Source organism: Sorangiineae bacterium MSr11954, from assembly GCA_037157815.1.
Classification (GTDB): domain Bacteria; phylum Myxococcota_A; class Polyangia; order Polyangiales; family Polyangiaceae; genus Pendulispora; species Pendulispora albinea.
Genome location: CP089984.1, coordinates 8,674,408 through 8,695,303, shown reverse-complemented (window position 1 = coordinate 8,695,303; position 20,896 = coordinate 8,674,408). Strand labels below are relative to the sequence as shown.

General features: G+C 66.9%; 13 protein-coding genes. 3 read left to right on the top strand and 10 right to left on the bottom strand.

Annotated features, from left to right (window positions below):
* Window positions 1-7: 7 nt before the first annotated feature.
* The 3 genes from LZC94_33815 (at window position 8) to LZC94_33805 (ending at window position 5,078) form a co-directional block, all read left to right on the top strand.
* A complete protein-coding gene (locus tag LZC94_33815; protein ID WXB12816.1) occupies window positions 8-1,516 on the top strand; it encodes a hypothetical protein in 1,509 nt (502 codons plus the stop codon).
* Between the two features lie 665 nt (window positions 1,517-2,181).
* Window positions 2,182-2,742 (top strand): Hsp20/alpha crystallin family protein, encoded by a 561-nt coding sequence (locus LZC94_33810; GenBank protein WXB12815.1) that lies wholly within the window; start codon window positions 2,182-2,184, stop codon window positions 2,740-2,742.
* 215 nt (window positions 2,743-2,957) lie between these two features.
* On the top strand, window positions 2,958-5,078 hold the full coding sequence (locus LZC94_33805) for a hypothetical protein (protein ID WXB12814.1): 2,121 nt from the start codon (window positions 2,958-2,960) through the stop codon (window positions 5,076-5,078).
* A gap of 100 nt (window positions 5,079-5,178) precedes the next feature.
* On the opposite strand, the gene LZC94_33800 is transcribed toward LZC94_33805, so the two are convergent.
* From LZC94_33800 to LZC94_33755, 10 genes are all read right to left on the bottom strand, one after another.
* A complete protein-coding gene (locus LZC94_33800; GenBank protein ID WXB12813.1) occupies window positions 5,179-7,110 on the bottom strand; it encodes a hypothetical protein in 1,932 nt (643 codons plus the stop codon).
* A 117-nt stretch (window positions 7,111-7,227) separates the two neighbouring features.
* Window positions 7,228-8,550, bottom strand: coding sequence for an aminotransferase class III-fold pyridoxal phosphate-dependent enzyme (locus LZC94_33795; GenBank protein WXB12812.1), 1,323 nt, complete (start codon window positions 8,548-8,550; stop codon window positions 7,228-7,230).
* Window positions 8,547-9,383, bottom strand: a complete 837-nt coding sequence (gene tsaA / locus LZC94_33790; protein ID WXB12811.1) for a tRNA (N6-threonylcarbamoyladenosine(37)-N6)-methyltransferase TrmO — start codon at window positions 9,381-9,383, stop codon at window positions 8,547-8,549. The genes LZC94_33795 and tsaA overlap by 4 nt, the downstream gene beginning before the upstream one ends.
* The gene (locus tag LZC94_33785) at window positions 9,380-10,045 is read right to left on the bottom strand and encodes an FMN-binding negative transcriptional regulator (protein ID WXB12810.1); all 666 of its coding nucleotides are present in this window, start codon (window positions 10,043-10,045) and stop codon (window positions 9,380-9,382) included. The genes tsaA and LZC94_33785 overlap by 4 nt, the downstream gene beginning before the upstream one ends.
* Before the next feature lie 72 nt (window positions 10,046-10,117).
* Window positions 10,118-10,762, bottom strand: coding sequence for a zinc ribbon domain-containing protein (locus LZC94_33780; GenBank protein WXB12809.1), 645 nt, complete (start codon window positions 10,760-10,762; stop codon window positions 10,118-10,120).
* Window positions 10,763-10,897: 135 nt separating this feature from the next.
* Window positions 10,898-14,041, bottom strand: a complete 3,144-nt coding sequence (locus tag LZC94_33775) for a glycosyltransferase family 39 protein (GenBank protein ID WXB12808.1) — start codon at window positions 14,039-14,041, stop codon at window positions 10,898-10,900.
* Between the two features lie 38 nt (window positions 14,042-14,079).
* Window positions 14,080-15,153 (bottom strand): prephenate dehydrogenase/arogenate dehydrogenase family protein, encoded by a 1,074-nt coding sequence (locus LZC94_33770; protein WXB12807.1) that lies wholly within the window; start codon window positions 15,151-15,153, stop codon window positions 14,080-14,082.
* Window positions 15,150-18,011 carry a valine--tRNA ligase gene (locus LZC94_33765; GenBank protein ID WXB12806.1) on the bottom strand — a complete coding sequence of 954 codons (2,862 nt, stop codon included), beginning with the start codon at window positions 18,009-18,011 and terminating at the stop codon, window positions 15,150-15,152. The genes LZC94_33770 and LZC94_33765 overlap by 4 nt, the downstream gene beginning before the upstream one ends.
* Before the next feature lie 201 nt (window positions 18,012-18,212).
* Window positions 18,213-19,670, bottom strand: coding sequence for an OFA family MFS transporter (locus LZC94_33760; GenBank protein ID WXB12805.1), 1,458 nt, complete (start codon window positions 19,668-19,670; stop codon window positions 18,213-18,215).
* 100 nt (window positions 19,671-19,770) lie between these two features.
* The gene (locus tag LZC94_33755; protein WXB12804.1) at window positions 19,771-20,886 is read right to left on the bottom strand and encodes a LysR family transcriptional regulator; all 1,116 of its coding nucleotides are present in this window, start codon (window positions 20,884-20,886) and stop codon (window positions 19,771-19,773) included.
* Window positions 20,887-20,896 lie beyond the last annotated feature (10 nt).

Sequence of the window (20,896 nt, the reverse complement as noted above, 5' to 3'; positions counted from 1 at the left end):
CATTGCCATGAAGCATGCGTTGCGTTTCGCCGGTCTCGCTTGCGTCGTACCTTGGGTGCTGGCCTCGTGCGCCACGGGGGCCGATGTCTCGAGCGACGAGGGACCGAAACCGGGGCCCGGAGGCGGGAGCGTCCCCGGGGCCGATGCGGGAGCGGACGTTCCGAAGGTCCCCGTCGACACCACGCCCTACAAGATCACCGGCACCAGCGGGAGCATCTCGGGTGTCACCGGTGACGGGTACGTCGTTTATCACACCAGCGATGGTCTGAACGCGGTGGCGGCGAAGCCCGCTCAGACACCCACGCGCATCACAACCGAATCCGCGCTCGCGGTGATTCGCGGGCCGGTCGTATTTGCATATACGAATGTCGATTACGCGAACAACACCGCCAACCTGACGATTTGGACCGCAGCCGGCGGCTCGAAGCCGGTGGGCCCCACGCTCCTCGCGGAGGACATGGTCGCGGCAACCGACGATGGCGCGTACGTCCTCTTCACGAGCGACGTGACCGCCGCCACCGCGAACCTCTACGTGGCGCCCAGCAACGCGCCGGAGCGCAGGCAGCTGCTCATTCCTGCCATGGGTCGAGGCTCGTCCACCACGTGCCGCCCGCGCTTCGGATTTGCGCAGCGCCGTGCGCTCTCGGTGTCGTGCATCGAGGGGAGCCAATCGGCGGTGCTCGCGCGCTACGATGCTCCGGCCGCCGGGAGCGCCGGCCCTTGGATCGCTTCGTCGATCGCCACCGATGTGCAACCGGCGTGGGTGGCCGATGCGCGCGGCGAGCGGGTCTTCTTTCTCACGAACAACTCGCGAGGCATGGTCAGCGACGCGCGCGGCGCGACCTTGATCGACAACGGGGTCACCTGGGCGACCTTCGCGGACAATGGCAACACGCTCCTCTATACGGTGAACGATCAACTGAGGCGCACCAGCCTCCCGACCGTCAACCCGACCCCGGTCGTGACCGTCGGCTTTTCGGCCCGCAGCGCGTTCAGCCCGAACTACGCGTACGCGCTCTACTCGACGGTGGTCACCTACGAGGGCGGTGAGCACCGCGATCTCTTCCTGGCCAGCACCTCGAAGTTGAACACCGCGGTGGACAAGCTGGTGGAGGGCGCAAATGGTCAGGTGTCGCGCTCGGCGTTCACCGAGAACAGCGCGTACGTGCTCTACCTCACGAACATCAAGCCCGATCGCGGCACCCTCAACGCACGCGCCGTCGCCGGCGGCGTGGTGCGGACGTTCCCGGGGGTCGACAGCGTGCTCGCGGCCACCGGAAGCAAGATCGTGTTCTCCGACAACCGCAGCGAGCCGCAGACATATCCGGTGACGAGCGACGTCAAGGTCGTCGACCTCGCGGGCGGCGCCGCGCCCGTCGTTTTGCACACGAAGATCGTGGACGGCCGCACATTGCAGCTCACGCCTCAGCACGACAAGATCGTCTATGCTCTGCCGGCGGCGCAAGGTCCGCAAGGAGCCGCGCAGGAAGGCCTCTGGGTCCAAGGGATCCCGTAGAGCGCTGCCCTCGCGACCCCATGCGTGGCGCGCTTGGTGCGAAATCGCGAGTCGCGCGGAAATCGCGCGAAATTCGAAAATGAGGAAAACGGTATAGCCGAGTCGGCGTCGGACATCCGACATCCGACCTTTCATATCTGTTTTGCGCTTTAGCCAGTAGACGTACGATATGCCATTATCGTGAACATCGTAGTAGTATCCTAGCGTGGTGCGTTGATGCGCGGATCCCCGGGGATCGCGGGCGGCGCCCTGCTGGAGCTGAGCGCGGCCGTCAGGATGGGTCATCCAACGGTCGCTCGTCCGCCACCGCGTTTTCACCTGGATTTATGCGGAAATTGCGAGAAATCGCGGGCGGCTGCACTCCGGCTCGGGGCCGCCGTGGGGCCCTTCGGATGCGCGTGCGCAGGGCGGCGGGGGAGCCAGGGAGCACAACGGGGAATAAGTAAATTAAGATTCGATTCGCCCGTAGCTAGACCCATTTTTAATTTCTGGTCCAGCTTCTTTAAAGTAGCAATCGTTCAATGTCTTCGTTGTAAGGTCGCCGTCGCAATCTCACCGAAGGAACCAAACAGGCTCACACAAGGGAGCCAGTTTCGAGCTCCTTGAAAAGGAACACGTTAGCCGCCCGTATTGCCGGGCATTTCTACGTGGGGAGGCGATGAGCGATGACCGAAATCGACGAAACGATCGGAAAGGTCGAAAATCTGTACCGATCACTCACGGGACAGGAAGCTCCGGAACTCAAGGCTCCGTTCGCACCGATTCCGGCGGAGCGGGATCCGGTCGAGCACGTACAGGAGCAGATCGAGCGACTGAACCAGATACTGGGAGTGGCGACCGGTCAGCCGACGGCGCAGCCCCAGGCGTGGACCCCGCTGGTGAGCCTCTGGGAGTCGCCGGAGGAGCTCCTTCTCAGCGTCGATCTCCCGGGGGTCAACCGGCAGGGGCTGGAGGTGAGCATCCAGGGGACCCCGCAGGGGAACGTGATCATCGTGACCGGCCGCCGGGGTCCTCCGCAGGCAGGAGGGGCGACGACGAACGGCAACAAGCTGGTGCTCCTTCGCGCCGAACATCCGATTGGGATTCTGCGTCGGGTGATTCCCCTTCCTCTGAACGTCAAGACGGACCAGATCGCGTCGACGTTCCAGGACGGCGTTCTGACGATCCGCGCTCCACGTCAGCAGCAGACCACGCCGATCAACGCGCGCAACATCCCGATCACATGAGCCCCGATCGCCCTGGGCTCGTGCGGGAGCGGGGCTCTCGCGACGAGGGCGGAGGCGAGGCCAGAGAGGCCAACTCGGCCGACGCGATGAACGCGGCGGACGAACGAGATGAGTTCTCGGACGAGGACACTGGGTCGTCGTCCGCAAAGAGTGCCCCGGCCCAACGGGGGGGTCGGTCCGCAGGTGTTTCCAAACCCCTCAAGGAGACAGAAGACATGGATACAACGGCCAAGGTTGATATTCGCAGGCTGCAACTCCTCAACGACCGCATTGCGCAGACCATCGACGCGCTCAATCAGGTTCGTCTCTCGGTTCACGGCCTCGGACTTTCGCACACGGCCGGCAACGTTCCCGGCTTTGGCCTCGGCGGTGTCGGTGGCCTCGCCGGGCTCGGAAGTGGCATTGGCCAGGGCGCGACGCCGTGGCACTCGGGTATACCGTGGCAGGGCCTTCAGGGCGTCGGGCTCCAGGGCCTTCAGGGTATCTCGCACACCTCTCCGTTTGGCTACCAAGGCCTCCAAGGGGTCCCCGGCATCGGCGTCCCCGGCATCGGCGTCCCCGGCCTGCAGCACACCAATCCGTACGCGCAAGGCTTGAGCCCCTTCGGCGGACAGCAAGGCTTCAACCCCTGGGCGCAGCAACTCTCCCCGTGGGGCCAGGTCCCGCAATGGGGCGGCCACGGCATCCCCGGCGTAGGCCTCGGCCTGCAACACACCTCGCCCTTCGCGCTGCAGCAGAGCCTCTTGCAGAACATCATCCCGGGCCTTGGCCTCGGCGGTCTGCAAGGTCTTGGCGGGCTCGGTGGCGTCGGTGGTCTGCAAGGCCTGCAGGGCCTCGGCGGGCTCGGTGGCATCGGCGTGCATCAGGGCATCCCCGGCTTGGGGCTGCAGCACACGTCGCCGTTCGGCGTTCCGGGCCTCGGCGGGCTCGGTGGCCTCGGTGGCATCGGCGGTCTGCAGGGCCTCGGCGGCATCGGCGGTCTGCAGGGCCTCGGCGGCATCGGCGGTTGGCAGGGCCACGGCGGGATCGGCGGCCTGCAGGGCCTCGGTGGTTTGCAGGGCCTGGGCGGTCTGCAAGGCCTGCAAGGTCTGCAGGGTCTCGGCGGTTTGCAGCACACGTCGCCGTTCGGCGTTCATCCGGCGCTGCAGGCCCTCCAGGGCCTCGGCGGTTTGCAGGGCTTGCAGGGCATCCATGGCCTGGGCGGCCTAGGCGGTCTGCAGCACACCAACCCGTATGTGCAGGGCATTCCGGGCATCGGCCTGCAAGGTCTCGGCGGCCTGCAAGGTCTCGGCGGCCTGCAAGGCCTCGGCGGCCTACAAGGCCTCGGCGGCCTGCAAGGTCTCGGCGGCTTGCAGGGCATCCATGGCCTGGGCGGCCTAGGCGGTCTGCAGCACACCAATCCATATGTGCAGGGCATTCCGGGTATCGGTCTGCAAGGTCTGGGCGGTCTGCAGGGCCTCGGCGGTTTGCAGGGCTTGCAGGGCATCCATGGCCTGGGCGGCCTAGGTGGTCTGCAGCATACCAATCCGTATGTGCAGGGCATTCCGGGCATCGGCCTGCAAGGTCTCGGCGGCCTGCAAGGTCTCGGCGGCCTGCAAGGCCTCGGCGGTCTGCAGGGCTTGCAGGGCATCCACGGCCTGAGCGGCCTTGGCGGCCTGCAGCACACCAACCCGTATGTGCAAGGCATTCCGGGCATCGGCGTGCAAGGCCTCGGCGGCTTGCAAGGTCTCGGCGGCCTGCAAGGGCTGCAAGGTCTCGGCGGCCTGCAAGGACTCCAGGGCCTGCAGGGTATCCCGGGCATCTTCCAGGGCCTGCAGCACACCAACCCGTACGTGCAGCAAGGCCTGCAGGGCGTCCTTCCGCAGGTCCTGCAAGGCCTGCAAGGCCTGCAGGGCGTGCAAGGACTCCAGGGCGTACAAGGTCTGGGCGGCCTGCAAGGACTCCAGGGCCTGCAGGGCATCCCGGGCATCTTCCAGGGCCTGCAGCACACCAACCCGTACGCGCAGCAAGGCCTGCAGGGCGTCCTTCCGCAAGTCCTGCAAGGACTCCAGGGCGTGCAAGGACTCCAAGGCGTACAAGGTCTGGGCGGCCTGCAAGGTCTGCAAGGTCTGGGCGGCCTGCAGGGCATCCCGGGCATCCTCCCCGGTCTGCAGCACACCAACCCGTATGTGCAGCAAGGCCTGCAAGGCATCGGCGGCTTGGCGCACAGCTCGCCGGACTACCTGGAGCTCCAACTGCAGAATCGCTCCCTCGGCGCCGGAATCGACCCCGTCACCGCGGTTCGTATTCTCCAGTCCTTTCCGTTCGTCGGCTCCCCCGTCCCCGGTCTCTACTGATAGCCAGGGCGTAAGCCTCACCCCACTCACCACACACTGACTGAAAGAGGGCGTCGAGCTTCGGCGCCCTCTTTCTTTTTGTTCTTCGTTCGTTTGCGCCTCAATCCAACCAGATGCGCTCGCCGAACGTGAGCGTGATCGCCTCGTCCAAGTTGGACGCGAAGCGCACGTGATCGGAGATGATGGCGAGGGGCACCTGCTGCGTCTGCGCGAGATCCTTCTGATTCTCGGTGGGCAGCACGATCGCGTACAGGTTGCGGTGGTAGGCGCCTTTGACTTTGTACTCGGCCTCGCCCACGCCGCGCACGACCAAGACGTTGTGCGCATCGGCGATGATGACCCCGGTGAAGGCCATGTCCTGCGGCACCGGGCGCTGCAAGAACACGGATAAAAACGCGAGCGCCGTGGGGAGGCCCGCGGACAGTCCGCCCGAGGGCTCGTCTTCCTTCGTGACCTTGTACGTGTAGTCGTAGTCGAGGATGTCGGTCGTGCGATGCGGGAACCGCGAGCGCGCGTACTCGCGCACGGCCAAGAACGTATTGCGCACGGCTTGCTGCATGTCCTTGGTGACATTGCCGAAGATGTCCTCCGCGTGGAGGAACCCGCCCTTGCCCGGCGCCACCGGCTTGCGGTCGACCCAGATCTGGTGAATGAGCCCCTTGGCCTTGCCCACGAAATGGTAAACCGCCGCGGCCAGCACCCGCCCGACGGGGTTCGCGTCGCGCTGCTCGGCCATTTGCAGTGCCCGCCCGCGCTCGCGATGGCGCTCCGCTTCTTCGGTGCAGCCTTGCAGCTCCAGCAAGAGGCTCAGCACGTGCCAAATGCGCGTGCTGCGCGGGCGCACGTGAAGCACCGCCTCGAGCGCCTCGCGCACCCGCTCACCGAGCGGCGTGGCCGCGAGCGCGTCGACGATGCGCGGATCGTAGGTGTGATCCCAGTGCGAGAGCAGAAAGCCGATGACGTGGTAGTCGTCGGGATCCTCTTTGAGCGCGATCAAAAAGCCGTCTACTGCCAAATCGAAGGTGCCGCTGCCCGCGTGCAGATCGGCCATGTACTTGCGATCGAGCAGCTCGGTGCCCTTTTCGAAGTACGCGCGCGCGGCCGCCTCGTCGCCGGAGAGGTAATCGAAGAGCGCGCGCTCGCGGCCCGGCTCGAGCTCGCCGCCCTCCTCCGAGGAGGGCCGGATGGATTTCAGCCGATCGAGCGGCACGTAACGGTAGGCGGCCGCCCGCGCGATCTCGGCGCGCGACAGGCGGTGCATGCGGCGCTCGAAGGCGATGAGGAAGTTGCGCTCGTGCTCCTCGGCCGCCTCGTTGTTTCCGAGCTTTCGATAGAGGGTGGCCAGGTGCGCCTGCGCGGAGAGCTTCTCGAAGCTCCGACAGATGAAGTGATAAATGTGCACGGCCTTCTCGAGCGCCGCCGGATCGGACGAGCGCTCGTAGACGCGCGCCAGCGAGAGTACCCGATCGGTGTCCGTCTCGAAGCCGCGCTCTTGGCCCAGGCCCTCGAGGATGTTGCGCGCGACGTCGAGCTCCCCCGAGAGCTCGGCGATCCACGCTTTGGCCATCAAACATAATTTGTAGAGCTCGGGATCCTTGTTGCGATGTCGCGCGGCCAGCGAATCGCACGTGGCCTTTGCCTCTTGCGGACGGCGGGCCAGCAGCTGCCGAAAGGCTTGCTCGAGCTCCAACGGCGCCGTCGGGCTATGGGCCAGCGGGAATTGACCGAGCGCGAGGTAGTTCCCCGCGTGGCGCTCCGGATCGCGGGCGAGCTCGAGCAGCACCGCGAGCCGCATGAGCGTGAGCTCGTTGTGCTTGGAGCGCGCGTGGAGCTGCGCCCAACAGGCGACCGCTTCCGAGAGCTCACCCTTGATGTGTTTGATTTTGGCGAACAGATTTAGCGCCGTAAGGTCCTCGGGCGCCTCTTCGAGCCGAGCCGCCACCTCGTCCTCGGCCTCAGCCAGCTCGCCCAGGGCGACCAGAATCTTTGCATGTCGAAGGCGCGTTCCCCCCGGGTCCGGGCTTGGCCGCATTTCTGGCTATCGTAGGCGGTTTTGGGCCGAAGTACAAAGCGCTCTTACACCTATCGAGCAAACGAAGTGCACTTTCATCGTCGATTTGCGATTTCGCATCGCGCGCGTGGCATGAGCTTACCCCGATGATGACTGAAGCAGCGCGCGATGCCGCGTCAGAAACGATTCCACTGCGGATGCGAGCCGGTCGCATTCGAGATCGCCGATCGGCAGCGAGAGCGCCATCATGCCGCGCCGCGCGAAGTAGATGCCGTGCGCCAGCATTTCGAAGAAGAAGAGCTCTTTGAGCGCCGCGTCGCCCGCCGCGACGTCGGCGCCGGAGCGGACGGGGCGATCGGTGAAGTGCACCGTGAGCATCGAGCCGATGCCGGTGAAGAGCATATTGGCGCGCGCCGCCTTGCACAGCGCGTCGAGCCGCAGGCGAAGCGCATCGCCGCGTAGGTTGAGCGCGCGGGTGACCTCGGGCGTGAGCACCCGCAGCGCGGCGAGCCCCGCGCTCATGGTGAGCACGTTGTTGTTGAACGTGCCCGCGTGCGGCAGCGCGCCTCTCTGGCGTGGATCGTAGAGGCTCATCAGCTCGCGGCGCCCGCCGAACGCGCCGAACGACATGCCGCCGGCGATGTATTTGCCCAAGGTCGTCAGGTCGGGGCGGATCCCGAGCTCGCCCTGGCGCCCGCCGGGGGCGAGCCGCGAGGTCATCACCTCGTCGAAAATGAGGAGCGCTCCGGAAGAGCACGTGCGCGCGCGCAGCATCTCGAGGAAGGCCGGCTCACCCGGTACGCAGCCGCCGGCGCCGAGCATCGGCTCCACCAACACCGCGGCGAGCTCGGGGCCGTGCGCATCGAAGAGCGCCTCGGTGCCCGCTACGTCGTTGTAGGTGCCGACCACCCACGCGTGCGGCACATTGATGGGCAATCCGCCGCCGGCGAACGACAAGAGGCTCCCGTGGTAGGCGCCGTCGAACACGAGCACCTTGGAGCGCCCGGTGGCGACTTTGGCGGTGGCGATCGCGAGCAGGTTGGCCTCGGTGCCCGAGTTGGTGAAGCGCACCAGCTCCAAGGACGGAAAGCGCGCGCACACCGCGCCGGCGAAGCGGGCCTCCAGCGTGTTGTGGCCCGAGAGCGAAATGCCATTGTCGATGGCCGCCTTCACGGCCGCCGTGATGTCCGGGTGCGAGTGGCCGAAGAGCCCCGCCGTGAACTCGCCGAGGAAGTCGATGTACTCGTGCCCGTCCGCGTCCCAGATGCGACAGCCCTCCCCCCGCGCGATGCGGAGCGGAAACGGTTCGTGGAACAGCACCGTGCGCGTGTTGCCCCCCGGCATCGCCTGGCAGGCGCTCTCGAACCCCGCGCGGCTCTCGGGGTTGCGCTCGACGAACGCGCGCCGCGCTTCGATACTTGCAGAGTGCACGGAATCGGAGGATGCATCGGCCGACGTCATGTTGGATCTCCGGTGGGCTCGGGGTCTCGTCGAGGAGGAAAGCGGATCACGAAGGCGCGGTGCACGGCCAGCGACTCCGGATCGTGCTCGAAGCGCACGCGGGCCGCGCCAAAGAGCTGGTTTTGCCGATAGCCCGTCGCCAGCGCATCGACGGCGATGGTCCGCTCGCCCTCGGCGCGAAAGAGGACGCGCCAATCTTTGTAGGCGAGGCAAAGACCCGCGCCATCGCCGGGGAGCTTCTTGATCCGCCGGTACGGGTGCGGCTGCGGGCCGAGGGACAAGATGGCCTCGATGGGCGCCATCAGCTCCAGGCCGTAGGTTTCGGCCAGCCACCCGGCTTGGGCGCGCGCCTCTTCGCTCCACGTGACGGTATGGCCCGGCGCCGGATCGCGCGCCTTTTCGAGCCAGCCCGTGTGCGCCTCGGGGAAGGCGTCGGCGTACGGCACATAGGGTTTGATGTCGAGCACCGGGGTGCCGTCGACCATGTCCACGTCGAGGATGTGCAGGGTGAGCCCCGAGACGCGCACCAGGCGCACGCACGAGAGCGCGATGGGGTTCGGCCTGTGCGGCGATCGCGTGGCGAACAACCCGCGGCGATGCTCGCTGCGCGGCGGCAGCACCTTGGCGCGCCATCCTTCGGCCAAGTGGAACCACCAGAGGACCCAGATGCGGTCGATGCCCTCCAGATCGGACAGCGCGTGCTCGTACTCGGGCAGGAGCTCGATGGTGCCCGGCACGTCGCGCGCGGTCACCGCCTGGCGCGGCGCGCTCACCTTCTCCTTGAACGGCGTCCGCACCACGCCGATGGGTGAGACGGAGAGAGGCGCGCTCACCGGCGCACGGTGCCCGCGGGATCGGCCGGTGTGCCGAGCGCCTTCATGGCCTCCGCCGTGGCGCGCTCGTTTCCATGCTCGGAGAGAGAGAGCCCGGCGATCACACCTGCGGCGTCCTCGGGCGAGCGATTTTGACTGAGCTTCCACTTTCCCTCGATGCGCGAAATGGGGATGCGTATGCCCACGATGGCCCGCAAGAGCCCCTGCACATACGACTCGGGCGCGTCGCTGACGCTCCAGCGCTCCGCGCGTCCGGCCTCGTGCGCGTCGGTCAAGCGCGTGACGATCTCCAAGAGCGGCGCGGGCTCCTCGATGGCCTCCGCCTTCCCATAGGCGTGAACCGCCACGTAGTTCCACGTGGGGACGACCTTGCCGGCGATCGGCTTGCTCGGGTAGTACGAGGGCGATACGTACGCGTCCGGCCCCACGAAGGTGACCAGGGCTTCGCCGCTTCCCGCGAGCTCCTTCCACTGCGGGTTGGCCCTGGCGACGTGGCCGTAGAGCGTCCCCATCGGGCCCTCGGCGGGCTCGACGTACATGGGAAGATGGGTGGCAACGAGGCCGTCGGGGCCCGAGGTCACCAGGGTCGCAAAACCCATGCGCGCGATGGTGTCGTGAAGGACCGGGAGCCGGTTCTCGCGGAAGGAGGCGGGCAGGTACATCTCGCCCTGTTGTATAGGGCAAGGCTCGCCCGCCCGGGAGGCAGCCGGCTCTCGATTCGGGCGGGCGGAGCTCTAACCTCCTTGTGGCGCGCCGCAGCCCGAGCAGAATCGGGCACCGGGAACGCCGGGTGTGCCGCACTGCGAGCAGAACGCCTTCTGCGCCGCGGCCACCGGGGTGCCGCAGCTCCCGCAGAATTTGGCGTTGGACTGCAGCCGCGAATTGCATTTGGCGCACGCCGCGGCTTGCAGGCCCTCGACGCTCTGCCCTTGCGTCTGGTCGATCCCGCGCGCCCGCTCGTGCAGCTGCTCGATGGCCACGGAGTTCTGGATGTGCGCCGCTTCTTCCTGCAGATCGGGCGCGCACGCTTCACACATCACGCGCTTTTCGTTCCAGCAAATCTCCGGGCACACCCACTGGCCGCACCGCGTGCACTGGCGAAACTTGGGGATGCACTCGGTGATGGCCTCACGAAAGGCCGTATCCCACGCGCCGCCGCGAAAGGCGTCTTTGGCGTGGTCCGCGCCCCACCCCGCGCTCTGCACGACCCCGCCGAAGAGGGAGCCGGCCGCCTTCAGGAGCGAGGCCGCGACCCCCATGCCGTTGGCCTTGTAGCTCGAGCGAAAGCCGTTGCCGCACTTGTCGCAAAAGAACTCGAACTGAAAGCCGGTGTCGTTCGAATGATCGCGGTAGTTCCGCGTGAAGGCTTGGCTCGCCATGAATCGTTGCTCCCTCCGAGTGTTCGTTCCCAGAAGTAACGATCCCCGAAGCCTCGCCGCAAGGATAGGACATTCGAAAACCGCGAAAACCACGGGAAAAAGTTTTGGGCTCGGGGGCCGTGGCCCCCATGTGCATCAGAACTCGGCGCGGACCAGGACGAACTTGTTGCACAGATGTTTGTCGGTGACCTCGCGGTATGCGCGCGCGCCTACCTCGGATTTGAGCCCGCCGGTGCGGGAGTGCTCGGTGACGAAGTACATGACCCGAACGCCCTTGTCGCGCTGCTGCCGGATCCAGGTGGTGAAGGTGCTGCCCGACGAGATGAAGGCGGGCACTTTGTTGGACGTGTAGAAGTTCTCGCCCTTCCAATTCATCTGATACGCCACCAGCGGCTCCTCGGCCGATCCGCGGTTGTCGTAGTACGCCTGGATCACCTCGTGCTGCCCCCAGTGCGGCGCTGTCTCGACCATGTAGACATCGAGACCCCACACGGCCCAAACGACGGCGAAGGCCGTGAACGCCATGACCGCGTGCTGCCGGATGGCGCGCACCGAAAGGAGCAGCGCCAGCGCCGCCGCGACGATTCCAAAGGAGGTGAGGACGGCCGTAAAGTCGATGTCGTCCGGCCAGGGACGCCGGTAGTTGTACGTAAAGAGCTGCAGGAGCCGGATGGCGCCAGGTTGGTCGGTCGTCTCTTTGATGGCGAGATCGCGCGCCACCAATCCGGTGACCAGCGCCGCCGCAAAGGCCGCCGCGCTGAGCATCAGCGCCTCGTGCTCCGTGCGGTGCGCCCGCGCCGGCTCGGACGATGCATCGTCTTTGGCCTCGCCCTCGTCGGTCTCACGCGAGACCTCCGCGGGAGCGGCCGGCTCGGATGCGCGCTCGCGCGGCGCGTCTTCCGCGGGCTTCGGCAGGAGGCCGCGCACGACCCAGACCGCGGTGAGCGCCAGGCCGAGCACGAGGGCGGCCACATTGATGCCGGTCGACGTGCCGCCCGAGAGGGAGCCCTTGAAGGCTTGCGTGACCGCGACCACCAGCACGATGACGAGGCCGGCCAGGGGGAGGAAGTACGCGGCGCGGTTCGTTTTGGGCGCGACCTTGGCGTCGCCCATCATATCGCGGAGCGCGATGCCGATCAGCATGGCCACCGGCGGCACGGCGGGGAAGATGTAGTGGTGGAACTTCGTCCCCATGAACGAGAACAGGGCGAAGGTGAAGATGAACCACATGACGAGGAAGACCGAGGCGTCGCCCTTGCCGCGGTCGGCCGAGTCGCTTCGGCGGAGCCACCAGAGGAGGCCCAAGGGCGCGAGCCCCGTCCATGGGAAGAGCGCGTAGCCGAGCTGCCAGACGTAGAAGCGGAAGCTCGTGTCGTCGCCTTCGTTCGTGTCGTGCACGTGGTGGAACGTGCGGTTGAACATATGATGGAAGAAGAGCTGGTCGATGAACGGCGAGCCGTGGCGCACGTACATCGCGACCCACCAGGGGAGCGTGACCAGCGCGATGATGAGGAGCCCGCTCAGGATCTCGAGCTTCAAGAACTCGCCCCAGTGCTTCTTCGTGCACACGTACGCCAGCGCGCAAATCACGGGCAGCGCAAAGCCGGCCGGGCCCTTTGCCATCGTCGCCAGCGCGGCGCAATACCAGGCCGCGAGGTAGTACATGCGCTTGGTGCGCCGCTCGCCCCAATTGATGTAGAGGAGGGCGCCGGTGATGACGCTCCACAGAAGCCCTTGAAGGGACGGCTCGAACCCGCCGAAGAACCGCACGAGCGAGGGGACGAACCCTTCGGGGTGGGGGCCCACGGATTTGGGGATGCTGGCCGGATTGGTCAGATTGCAGGCTTCATTGCCCGGCATTCCGCAGTTGCCGCCGCCCGACCCGCTCCGGAATTGATCGAGGTGCGCGAGGAAGCCGTGGGGACCGTCGCCGTGGAGCACGAGCTCCAGGTTGCGCGAGAGCAAATAGAGGATTTGCGGGACGACGGTCGCGAGGATGATCCCGAAGACGAGGTGCCATCCGGTCACTCGAAACGCGAGCTTTCCGGCTTTGATCTCGTACGCGCGCAGGATGTCCTCGTCGCTCGTGTGGAGACCGATGAGCAAGAGGCCCATGGCGGCGGTCATCGCGGCCACGAAGGGCATGTCGGTCATCGTCTGGTGCGCGAGGAAATACCAGTCGGGCATCGTGGCGAGCACCAGCCCGCCGAGCAGCCCCGCGCGCCGGCCGAACACCTTCGCGACACCCTTGTAGATCAGGTACATCGCGACGGCGGTCATCAGAAAATTGGGCGTACGCACGACCCACTCGGGGTGCGCGAGCGCTTGCCCCGCGGGGCCCATGAGCATCTCGCCCGGCTGGTAATGCGTCCCCAGCGTGGCCATGGCGAGCGACTGAATCCAGAAATTCAGGACCGGCTTGGACCAAAACCAACCATCGGACGCCCACCAGAGCGATATCCAATCATCGCGGGCGAGGATCTCGCGCGCCACCTCGCCATAGTGCGTTTCCCATGGATCCCAGAGCGAGAAGCTGCCGAGGAATGGCAAATAGAGGCCGGCGGCGGCCACCATGAGCCAAAAGCCATGGCGCTGGAGCAGGGGGCGCTCGGCGCCCAGCTCGTCGGTTCTCCACGGTCCGAGCTGCCGTCCCAGCTCGAAGATGGACGCCACCAAGGCGATGAAGGCGGCGGTGACGAGGATGCCCCAGAGCCACTGCTTCGACAGGCCGCTCTGCCCGCCCATGAGCGCGAGCCCGAAGAGCAGCCCCATGGCGCCCACTTGCACGAGGGGGCGCGTGAGCGCGGAGAGCGTGGTGGTGTGCGCGACCCGTTCTTCGGCGTCGTCGAAGGTGCCGAGGAGATCCATCAGCCCCCACGAGGCGATGGCGATGGCTACGAAGCCGAGCGGTACCCCGAGGCGAAGCTGGCCGTTGTGGGCCATCAAGAGAAACGCGATCACGCTGCCGATGGCGGCCGTGATGCCGCCGCGCGCGAGCCGCAGCGGATTGCCTTTGGCGAGGAGCTCGACCTCGTCGTCGTCGGCCGAGGACGTGGCGTCGTTCGCGTCGTTCGCGTCGTTGTGCAGCTCGTCTTTCGCGTCCTGCTCGCCCTTCGCGTCGTTTTCTTTCCGCTCGTTCTGCTCTTGCCGCGCATCGGCCTCGGGGGCCTGCGGGGGCATGGACGAGGGAGAGGACGAAGGCGAGGGCACGGGCGCAGGGCCGCTCTCGGGGCTGGACGTTTCCTCGCGATCCCCTTGGATTTCTTGTTCGCTGCTCATGAGGATAAGCCCAGCACGATTAGCATGGGGTGCAGCCCTCAGTCACCCCGCCGTTGCACGCTGCGTGACAACCGCAAGATGGCCTGAAATACGTCGTCTACCGCAGCGGGATCGAGGCCCTGCTCCTCGGCCCAGCGCCGCCTTTGGGCCATCACCTCCGCCTCGCGGTTGGCGTCCAGCACGCCGTGGCCGAGCGCACGCTTGGCCCGCCCCGCGCGCGCCGAGAGCTCCGCCCGCCGCGCGAGCAGCGCCGTGAGCTCGCGATCGAGCGCGTCGATGTGGGTGCGCGCCTCTTGCAGCTCGGGGGAGCGCTGGCCGAGATCGGGGATGGTGAGCGACTCGGGGCCCTCCGTCGCTTGTCCGGGGGACGCTTGCTCGCTCGCCAGGGTTCGGTCGGCGTGCACCAGCGCTTCGATGAGCGCCTGCCGCACGTCGGCGGCGAAGGGGTTGTCGCGCTGGAGCGCGCGATAGAGGTGACCGGCGTCGGCGCGCACCGCTTGCATGGTGCGGGCGAGACCTTGAAACGAGGGCGGCACGAAGGGCGGGGGATCGTCGGCGAGCGCTTGGTCCGCGTCGATCACGCCCTTGGCGATGAAGAACGCCAGCGCGTGCGTGCGCGCCATGGCCATGTCGTGCTCCTCGGCCGACTGCTCGACGATGACGCAGCCGAGTCCCTCGTAAAAGGCGCGCGCGCGGCGGGCGGCGCCGGGGTGCAAGGCGGTGGGGCACACCACCACCCGCAGCGGGCGCTCGGCCAAGGTCAGGCTGAGGGGGCCGAACAAGGGGTGCGTGCCCACCCAAGGAATGCGCGCCCCGAGCCCCGCTTCCAAGGCCGCGACCGGCCGCACCTTGACGCTGCCCACGTCCATCACCAGCTGATCGGGGCGCACGTGCGGCGCTACCGCGGACACCGCGCTGGGCATCACCGGAACGGGCGCCGCGAGGACCACCAGATCGGCGCCGGCGACCACGTCCGCCACCGACTCGGCGCGCATCCCATCGGGCACGCTGACATAGGGATCGTACGCGCGCACGGAGAAGCCGCTCTCGGTCACCAAGTTGGCGAACGCGCGTCCGAAGCGACCGTAGCCGACCAGCGCCACCCGGGTCATGATTCGGCCTCGAGCTCGTCGGCCAAGGTCCGCGACGCCAGGATGCGCTCGCGCGCCTCGGAGAGCGCCTTGCGCTGCCCGTGTGCCTCGTCGACGACCTCCTTGGGCGCCCGATCGACGAAGCCTTTGCTCTGGAGCTTCTTGTCGATGGCCGCGAGCTCGCGGTCGACGCGCTTGATCTCGCGGTCGATGCGCGCGAGCTCCTTCTCGCGCGGAACCAGGCCGCGGAGGCCGACCAGGACCTCCACCGCGCCCAGATCGCTCGGCACCACGGTGACCACCGTTCCGGCCTCGCGCCCGTCGGTCGGGCCGATCACCTTGGGATCGTCCGCCGTCTTCACCAAGGTGCGAATGGCGGGCAGGTGCCGGGCGATCCGCTCGCCTTGCGAGGCCAGGTCGGTGACGCGCAGCCACACCGGCACCCGCTCGGCGGGCTTGATCTCGTGCTCGCTGCGCACCGTGCGGGCGGCGCCGATGATGGCTTGCACGAGCTCCATCTCGCGCTCGACCGCAAGATCGATGCGCCCGTCGTCCTCGGTGGGGTAGGGCGCGAGCGCCACCGAGACGGGGCGCGAGCTTGGCTTGGGCACGCGCTGCCAGAGCTCCTCGGTGACGAACGGCATCAGCGGGTGGAGCAGCCGGAGGGAGCTCTCGAGCACGTGCGCGAGGGTGTGGCGCGTCTCCTCTTGCTCTTCTTCGGAGGCGGTCTCCGCGGAGCTTTGGAATACGATTTTGGTGAGCTCCACGTACCAATCGCAGAAATCGTTCCAGAAGAATCGATAAAGCTCGTTGGCCGCCTCGTCGACGCGGAACGATCCAATGCCGCGATTGGCGATTCGCGCAGCTTGACCGAGGCGCGACAAGATATAGCGATTGTAAAAGCCCTTCGGCTCCGGGGTGCCCTCCGGCAACGCCCCTCCCGCACGCGTGAGATCGCGCAAATTCTCGAGGGAGAAGCGGGTCGCGTTCCAGACTTTGTTGACGAAGAAGCGATATCCCTCGAGCCGTTTGAGCGCCAGCGCGATACGGCGGTTGGTGGGCGGGAAGGTGGCGAGCGTAAAGCGCAACGCATCGGCGCCGAAGGGGGGGAAGCCTTTGCCCATTTGGGCCGCCGACGGATAAGCCTTTTTGAACTTGGTGAGCGCCTCTTGCTCGGGGGCGCCCGGCAAGGTTTTGCTCACCACCTCGGCGAAGTCGGCGCCGTGGATCAAATCCAAGGGATCGATCACGTTGCCCTTCACCTTGCTCATCTTTTCCCCGGTCTCGTCCACGATGAGGCCCGAGAGGAGCACGCGGCGGAAGGGGACCTCCTTCATGAAGTGCAGCCCGAACATCATCATGCGGGCCACCCAGAAGAACAGAATGTCGTACCCGGTCTCCAGATCGCCGGCCGGGTAGAACTTCTTCAAGGCCGGGGTCTCGTCGGGCCAGCCCAAGGTCGAGAAGGGCCAGAGCGCGGAGGAGAACCAGGTGTCGAGCACGTCGGGGTCCTGCGTCCACCCGGCCTCCGGGGTACACTCCGGCGGACGCTCGCGGGCCACGCGGATCTGGCCGTTGGGGCCGTGCCAGGCGGGGATTTGATGGCCCCACCAGAGCTGGCGCGACACGCACCAGTCTTGGATGTTCTCCAGGAAGTGGTCGTACGTCTTCACCCACTCGGCCGGGATGATCTCGGTCTTGGGCGGCGATGTCTCGGTCCCGTGCACGGCCTCGAGGGCCTCTTTGGCCATCTGGCCCATCTTGAGGAACCACTGGGTGGAGATCATCGGCTCCACCACGCCGCCCGATCGCTGGCACTTCGGGAGCGCGAGCACGTGCGGTTTGGAGCCGCGGGCGAGGCCCTTGTCCTCGAGCGCCTGCTTGACGGCGGCGCGCGCCTTCTTGCGCGTCATGCCGGCAAAGTCGCCCGTTTTGTCGTTGAGGGTGCCGTCGAGGTTGAAGATGTTGATCTCCTCGAGGCGGTGGCGCTTGCCGGTGGCGAAGTCGTTGAAGTCGTGCGCGGGGGTGACCTTGACGGCGCCGGTTCCAAACTTCGGGTCGACGAGAATTTCATCGGTGATGACGGGCACCGTGCGCAGCAAGAAGGGGTGCTCGAGCCGCTTTCCATGCAGGTGCGTGTAGCGGGGATCGGCCGGGTGAACGGCCACCGCGGTGTCGCCGAGCATGGTCTCGGGGCGGGTGGTGGCCACGACGATCTCTTCGTTCTCGCCCTCCACGCGGTAGGCGAATTGAAAGAGCTCGCCCTGCGCGCCCTCTTCGGTCTCCACCTCGAGATCGCTGAGGGCGGTCATGCACTCGGGACACCAGTTGATGAGCCGCGTGGCGCGGTACATCAGCCCCTCTTCGTGCAGCCGAACGAACGCTTCGCGCACGGCGCGGGCCATGTCCGCGTCCATGGTGAACTTGGACCGCCGCCAATCGGGCGATGCGCCGAGCTCGCGCTGCTGCACGGCGATGCGCCCGCCGCTCTCGGCCTTCCACTGCCAGATCCGCTGCTCGAAGGCTTCGCGTCCGAGCTCGTGGCGGGTCTTCTTTTCGCGCAGAAGCTGGCGCTCGACCACGGTTTGGGTGGCGATGCCGGCGTGGTCCATGCCGGGCTGCCAGAGCGTGTTGAAGCCGCGCATGCGGTGCCAGCGAATCAGCGCGTCCTCCAAGGTGCAGCGCTGGGCGTGGCCCATGTGTAGCGAGCCCGTCACATTGGGCGGGGGCATCGGAATGACATAGACCGGGCGCGGATCGGCCGGATCGTCCGCCGCCTCGAAGACGCCGTGTTTCTCCCAAAACGAATACCAGCGTTGCTCGACTTCGGCTGGATCGTAACCCTTGCTCAGATCCGGGGCATTTTGCTCCGCGCTCATGCGGAGAGGGATTAGCACGAATGCGGCTCGTTCTCCCTACGTAAGCCCGCGGGCGGGCTCGCCCGTCGAATCAGCCGGTGAAAAGCTTCGCCGCCTTCAAAAGGGTCTCGTAGATGCCGTACGCGAGGGGGATGCCGACGAGGAGCCAGGCCACGACGAGCCGCGCGATCGGCAGGGGCGGTGCGGAAGAGGTCGTCGGTGTCATCGCGCCACCTTCTTGAGCGAGATGGGCGCAGTTTTGCCCGTACCCGGCGGGGAGCCGGCGGATGTCTGCTCGTGGTAACGCGTGGGAACGGAGCGAACGAACAGGTTGGCCACGAAGCCCACGGCCAGCACGCCCACCATCACGAAGAGGGCGGGCTGGTAGTCCGCGGCGGTGAGGGCGCCCGGCTTGCCGCGGCTCTCGATGATGGCATTGACGATGAGCGGGCCCGCCACGCCCGCGGCCGACCACGCGGTTAGAAGCCGGCCGTGGATGGCGCCGACCTGGAACGTGCCGAAGAGATCCTTCAAGTACGCGGGGATGGTCGCAAAGCCGCCCCCGTAAAAGGTGAGGATCGTCCCCGCCAATGTGGCAAAGACCGCGGTCGAGCGCGCGCCCACCGTGGCCAGCAAGGCGTAGAGCACCATGCCCAGCCCCAGGTACAGGATGTAAATGCGCTTTCGCCCCACGATGTCCGAGGTCGACGACCAAACGAACCGGCCCGCCATGTTGCACATCGAGAGCAGCCCCACGAACCCACCGGCCACCGCCGCCGAGACGCGCGAGGCCGCGGGGGCTGCATTGGAGCCTGCCTCCGCCGGCACCCGGAAGAAGTCCTGAATCATCGGCGCCGCTTGCTCGAGGATGCCGATGCCTGCGGTGACATTGCAAAAGAGCACGACCCAGAGCATCCAAAACTGCGGGGTGCGAACGGCGTTGGCGGCCGAGATGTTCACCCCCGTTTGCAAGGGCGCGTACTTGGCCGGGGCCTTTCCGAGCGAGGCGGTGCGGGACTGCGCGGCGCGCGATCCCGGGGGCAGGCGCACATTGAACGTGCCGAACATCATCAGGGCGAAGTAGGCGACGCCGAGCACGAGAAAGGTCTTCATCACGGCGTCGCCCGACGCGACCGATCCCGGCGCGGTGGCTTGGGGATCGAAGGCTTGCATCAAGCGCACGGACAAGGGCGATGCGATGAGGGCGCCGCCTCCGAAGCCCATGATGGCCATGCCCGTCGCCAGGCCCGGGCGATCGGGGAACCACTTGATGAGGGTGGAGACGGGCGAAATATAGCCCACGCCGAGGCCGATGCCGCCGATGACGCCGTACCCGAGGTAGAGGAGCCAGAGCTGGCGGGTGGCGATCCCCACGGCGCCGATGGCAAAGCCGGTGGCCCAACAGCACGCGGAGGTGAACATGGCCTTGCGCGGTCCATTGCGCTCGACCCAGGTGCCCAAGAACGCGGCCGACAGGCCGAGCATCACGATGGCGATGCTGAAAATCCACGCGATGGCCGTGAGGCTGGTCGCAAAGTGTACTTGCAGGGCGCGCTTGAAGACGCTGAACGCGTAGACCTGACCGATGCTCAAATGAATCGCCAAGGCGGCGGGCGGTATCAACCACCGGCTGTATCCCGGTTCGGCGATCGTGCGCTCGGCATCGAGCAATCCAGCCATGATTCACCTCGAATTTAGCGCATCATCCGGCAAAAGCCGTCGCAATGGAAGCGCCTGCTGCCGAAGAATGCGCCTACAGGTATTCTGCGAGCCGCGCCCATCAGGGCATCTTTCGTTTGCTTGTTGGGGGCTTTCGTTTCGTCGATTCTCGGGCGCCTTTGGGGCTGGTCGATTCTCGGGTTCCCTTGGGCCCGGTGGTCGATTCTCGGGTTCCCTTGGGCGCGGTGGTCGGTTCTCGGGTTCCCTTGGGTGCGGTGGATGCTCGGGTGCCCTTGGGTCCGATGCCCGCACCTTGAATGAGCTCGCGCTCTCCGGCGAGCGCGTCGCCGATGAACTCGGAGAAGGCGCGGATGCGGGTGGCGGTGCGGAGATCTTCGTGGGTGAGCACCCAAAGCTCGCTGGCGAGGCTCGGGATCGGCCCTTGGACGCGGCGGATGCGGGGCTCGAGATCGCCGAGGTAGCAGGGCAGGGCGGCCACGCCGATCCCGGCGGCGCATGCCGCGCGCATGGCCACGAAGGAGTCGGCGTGCAGCACCACGCTCTCATTCGGAATTTTGCGCGCCATCCAACGATGCACCGTGGTGTTCGAGAGGCTCTCGTCGGGCGCGATCCAGCGGTACTTGCCGAGCTCGCGCGCCGCGGCGCCCTCACGATGCGCACCGAGCTCGCGCGCCGCCCGATCCGGCGCGTGCTCGAGGAGCGCAGCGGCCGCATAAACGGCGAACGCCACGTCCGAGATCCGCCGCCCGACCAAATTTTCCGACGGCTTCGCCATGGGCCGGATGGCCACATCGGCGTCGCGTCGGGTCAAGCTGAGGACCGCGTTGCTGGTCGTGAGCTCGAGGTGCACCTCGGGGTGCTTCGCGCGAAACGCTTCGAGGTGCCTCGGCAAAATCGACGACGCCAACGAGTCGGTGGTCGTCACCCGCACGGTGCCGGTGAGCTGCAAATCGTGCCCGAGAATGCGCCGCTCGGCCTGCGCGGCCAGCTCGTCCATCGCGCGCGCGGTGCGCACGAACTCCTCGCCCGGCCCCGTGAGCACGTAACCTTGCGCGAGCCGCTCGAACAGCCGCACCCCCAGCTGCCGCTCGAACGCGTGCACGCGCCGCAGCGCCGTGGTGTGGTTTACGCCCATGGCGCGCGCGCCGGCCGCGAGCGAGCCTTTCTCCGCCACGCGAAGCACGAACTGAAAGTCGTTCCAATCGAGGCTGCGCATCGATGCGAGG

What these genes read in the sequence shown, in the direction of transcription:
- LZC94_33815 (WXB12816.1), top strand. Translation starts at nt 8, where the DNA reads ATGAAGCATGCGTTGCGTTTCGCCGGTCTCGCTTGCGTCGTACCTTGG.
- LZC94_33810 (WXB12815.1), top strand. Translation starts at nt 2,182, where the DNA reads ATGACCGAAATCGACGAAACGATCGGAAAGGTCGAAAATCTGTACCGA.
- LZC94_33805 (WXB12814.1), top strand. Translation starts at nt 2,958, where the DNA reads ATGGATACAACGGCCAAGGTTGATATTCGCAGGCTGCAACTCCTCAAC.
- LZC94_33800 (WXB12813.1), bottom strand. Translation starts at nt 7,110, where the DNA reads ATGCGGCCAAGCCCGGACCCGGGGGGAACGCGCCTTCGACATGCAAAG.
- LZC94_33795 (WXB12812.1), bottom strand. Translation starts at nt 8,550, where the DNA reads ATGACGTCGGCCGATGCATCCTCCGATTCCGTGCACTCTGCAAGTATC.
- LZC94_33785 (WXB12810.1), bottom strand. Translation starts at nt 10,045, where the DNA reads ATGTACCTGCCCGCCTCCTTCCGCGAGAACCGGCTCCCGGTCCTTCAC.
- LZC94_33780 (WXB12809.1), bottom strand. Translation starts at nt 10,762, where the DNA reads ATGGCGAGCCAAGCCTTCACGCGGAACTACCGCGATCATTCGAACGAC.
- LZC94_33775 (WXB12808.1), bottom strand. Translation starts at nt 14,041, where the DNA reads ATGAGCAGCGAACAAGAAATCCAAGGGGATCGCGAGGAAACGTCCAGC.
- LZC94_33770 (WXB12807.1), bottom strand. Translation starts at nt 15,153, where the DNA reads ATGACCCGGGTGGCGCTGGTCGGCTACGGTCGCTTCGGACGCGCGTTC.
- LZC94_33765 (WXB12806.1), bottom strand. Translation starts at nt 18,011, where the DNA reads ATGAGCGCGGAGCAAAATGCCCCGGATCTGAGCAAGGGTTACGATCCA.
- LZC94_33760 (WXB12805.1), bottom strand. Translation starts at nt 19,670, where the DNA reads ATGGCTGGATTGCTCGATGCCGAGCGCACGATCGCCGAACCGGGATAC.
- LZC94_33755 (WXB12804.1), bottom strand. Translation starts at nt 20,886, where the DNA reads ATGCGCAGCCTCGATTGGAACGACTTTCAGTTCGTGCTTCGCGTGGCG.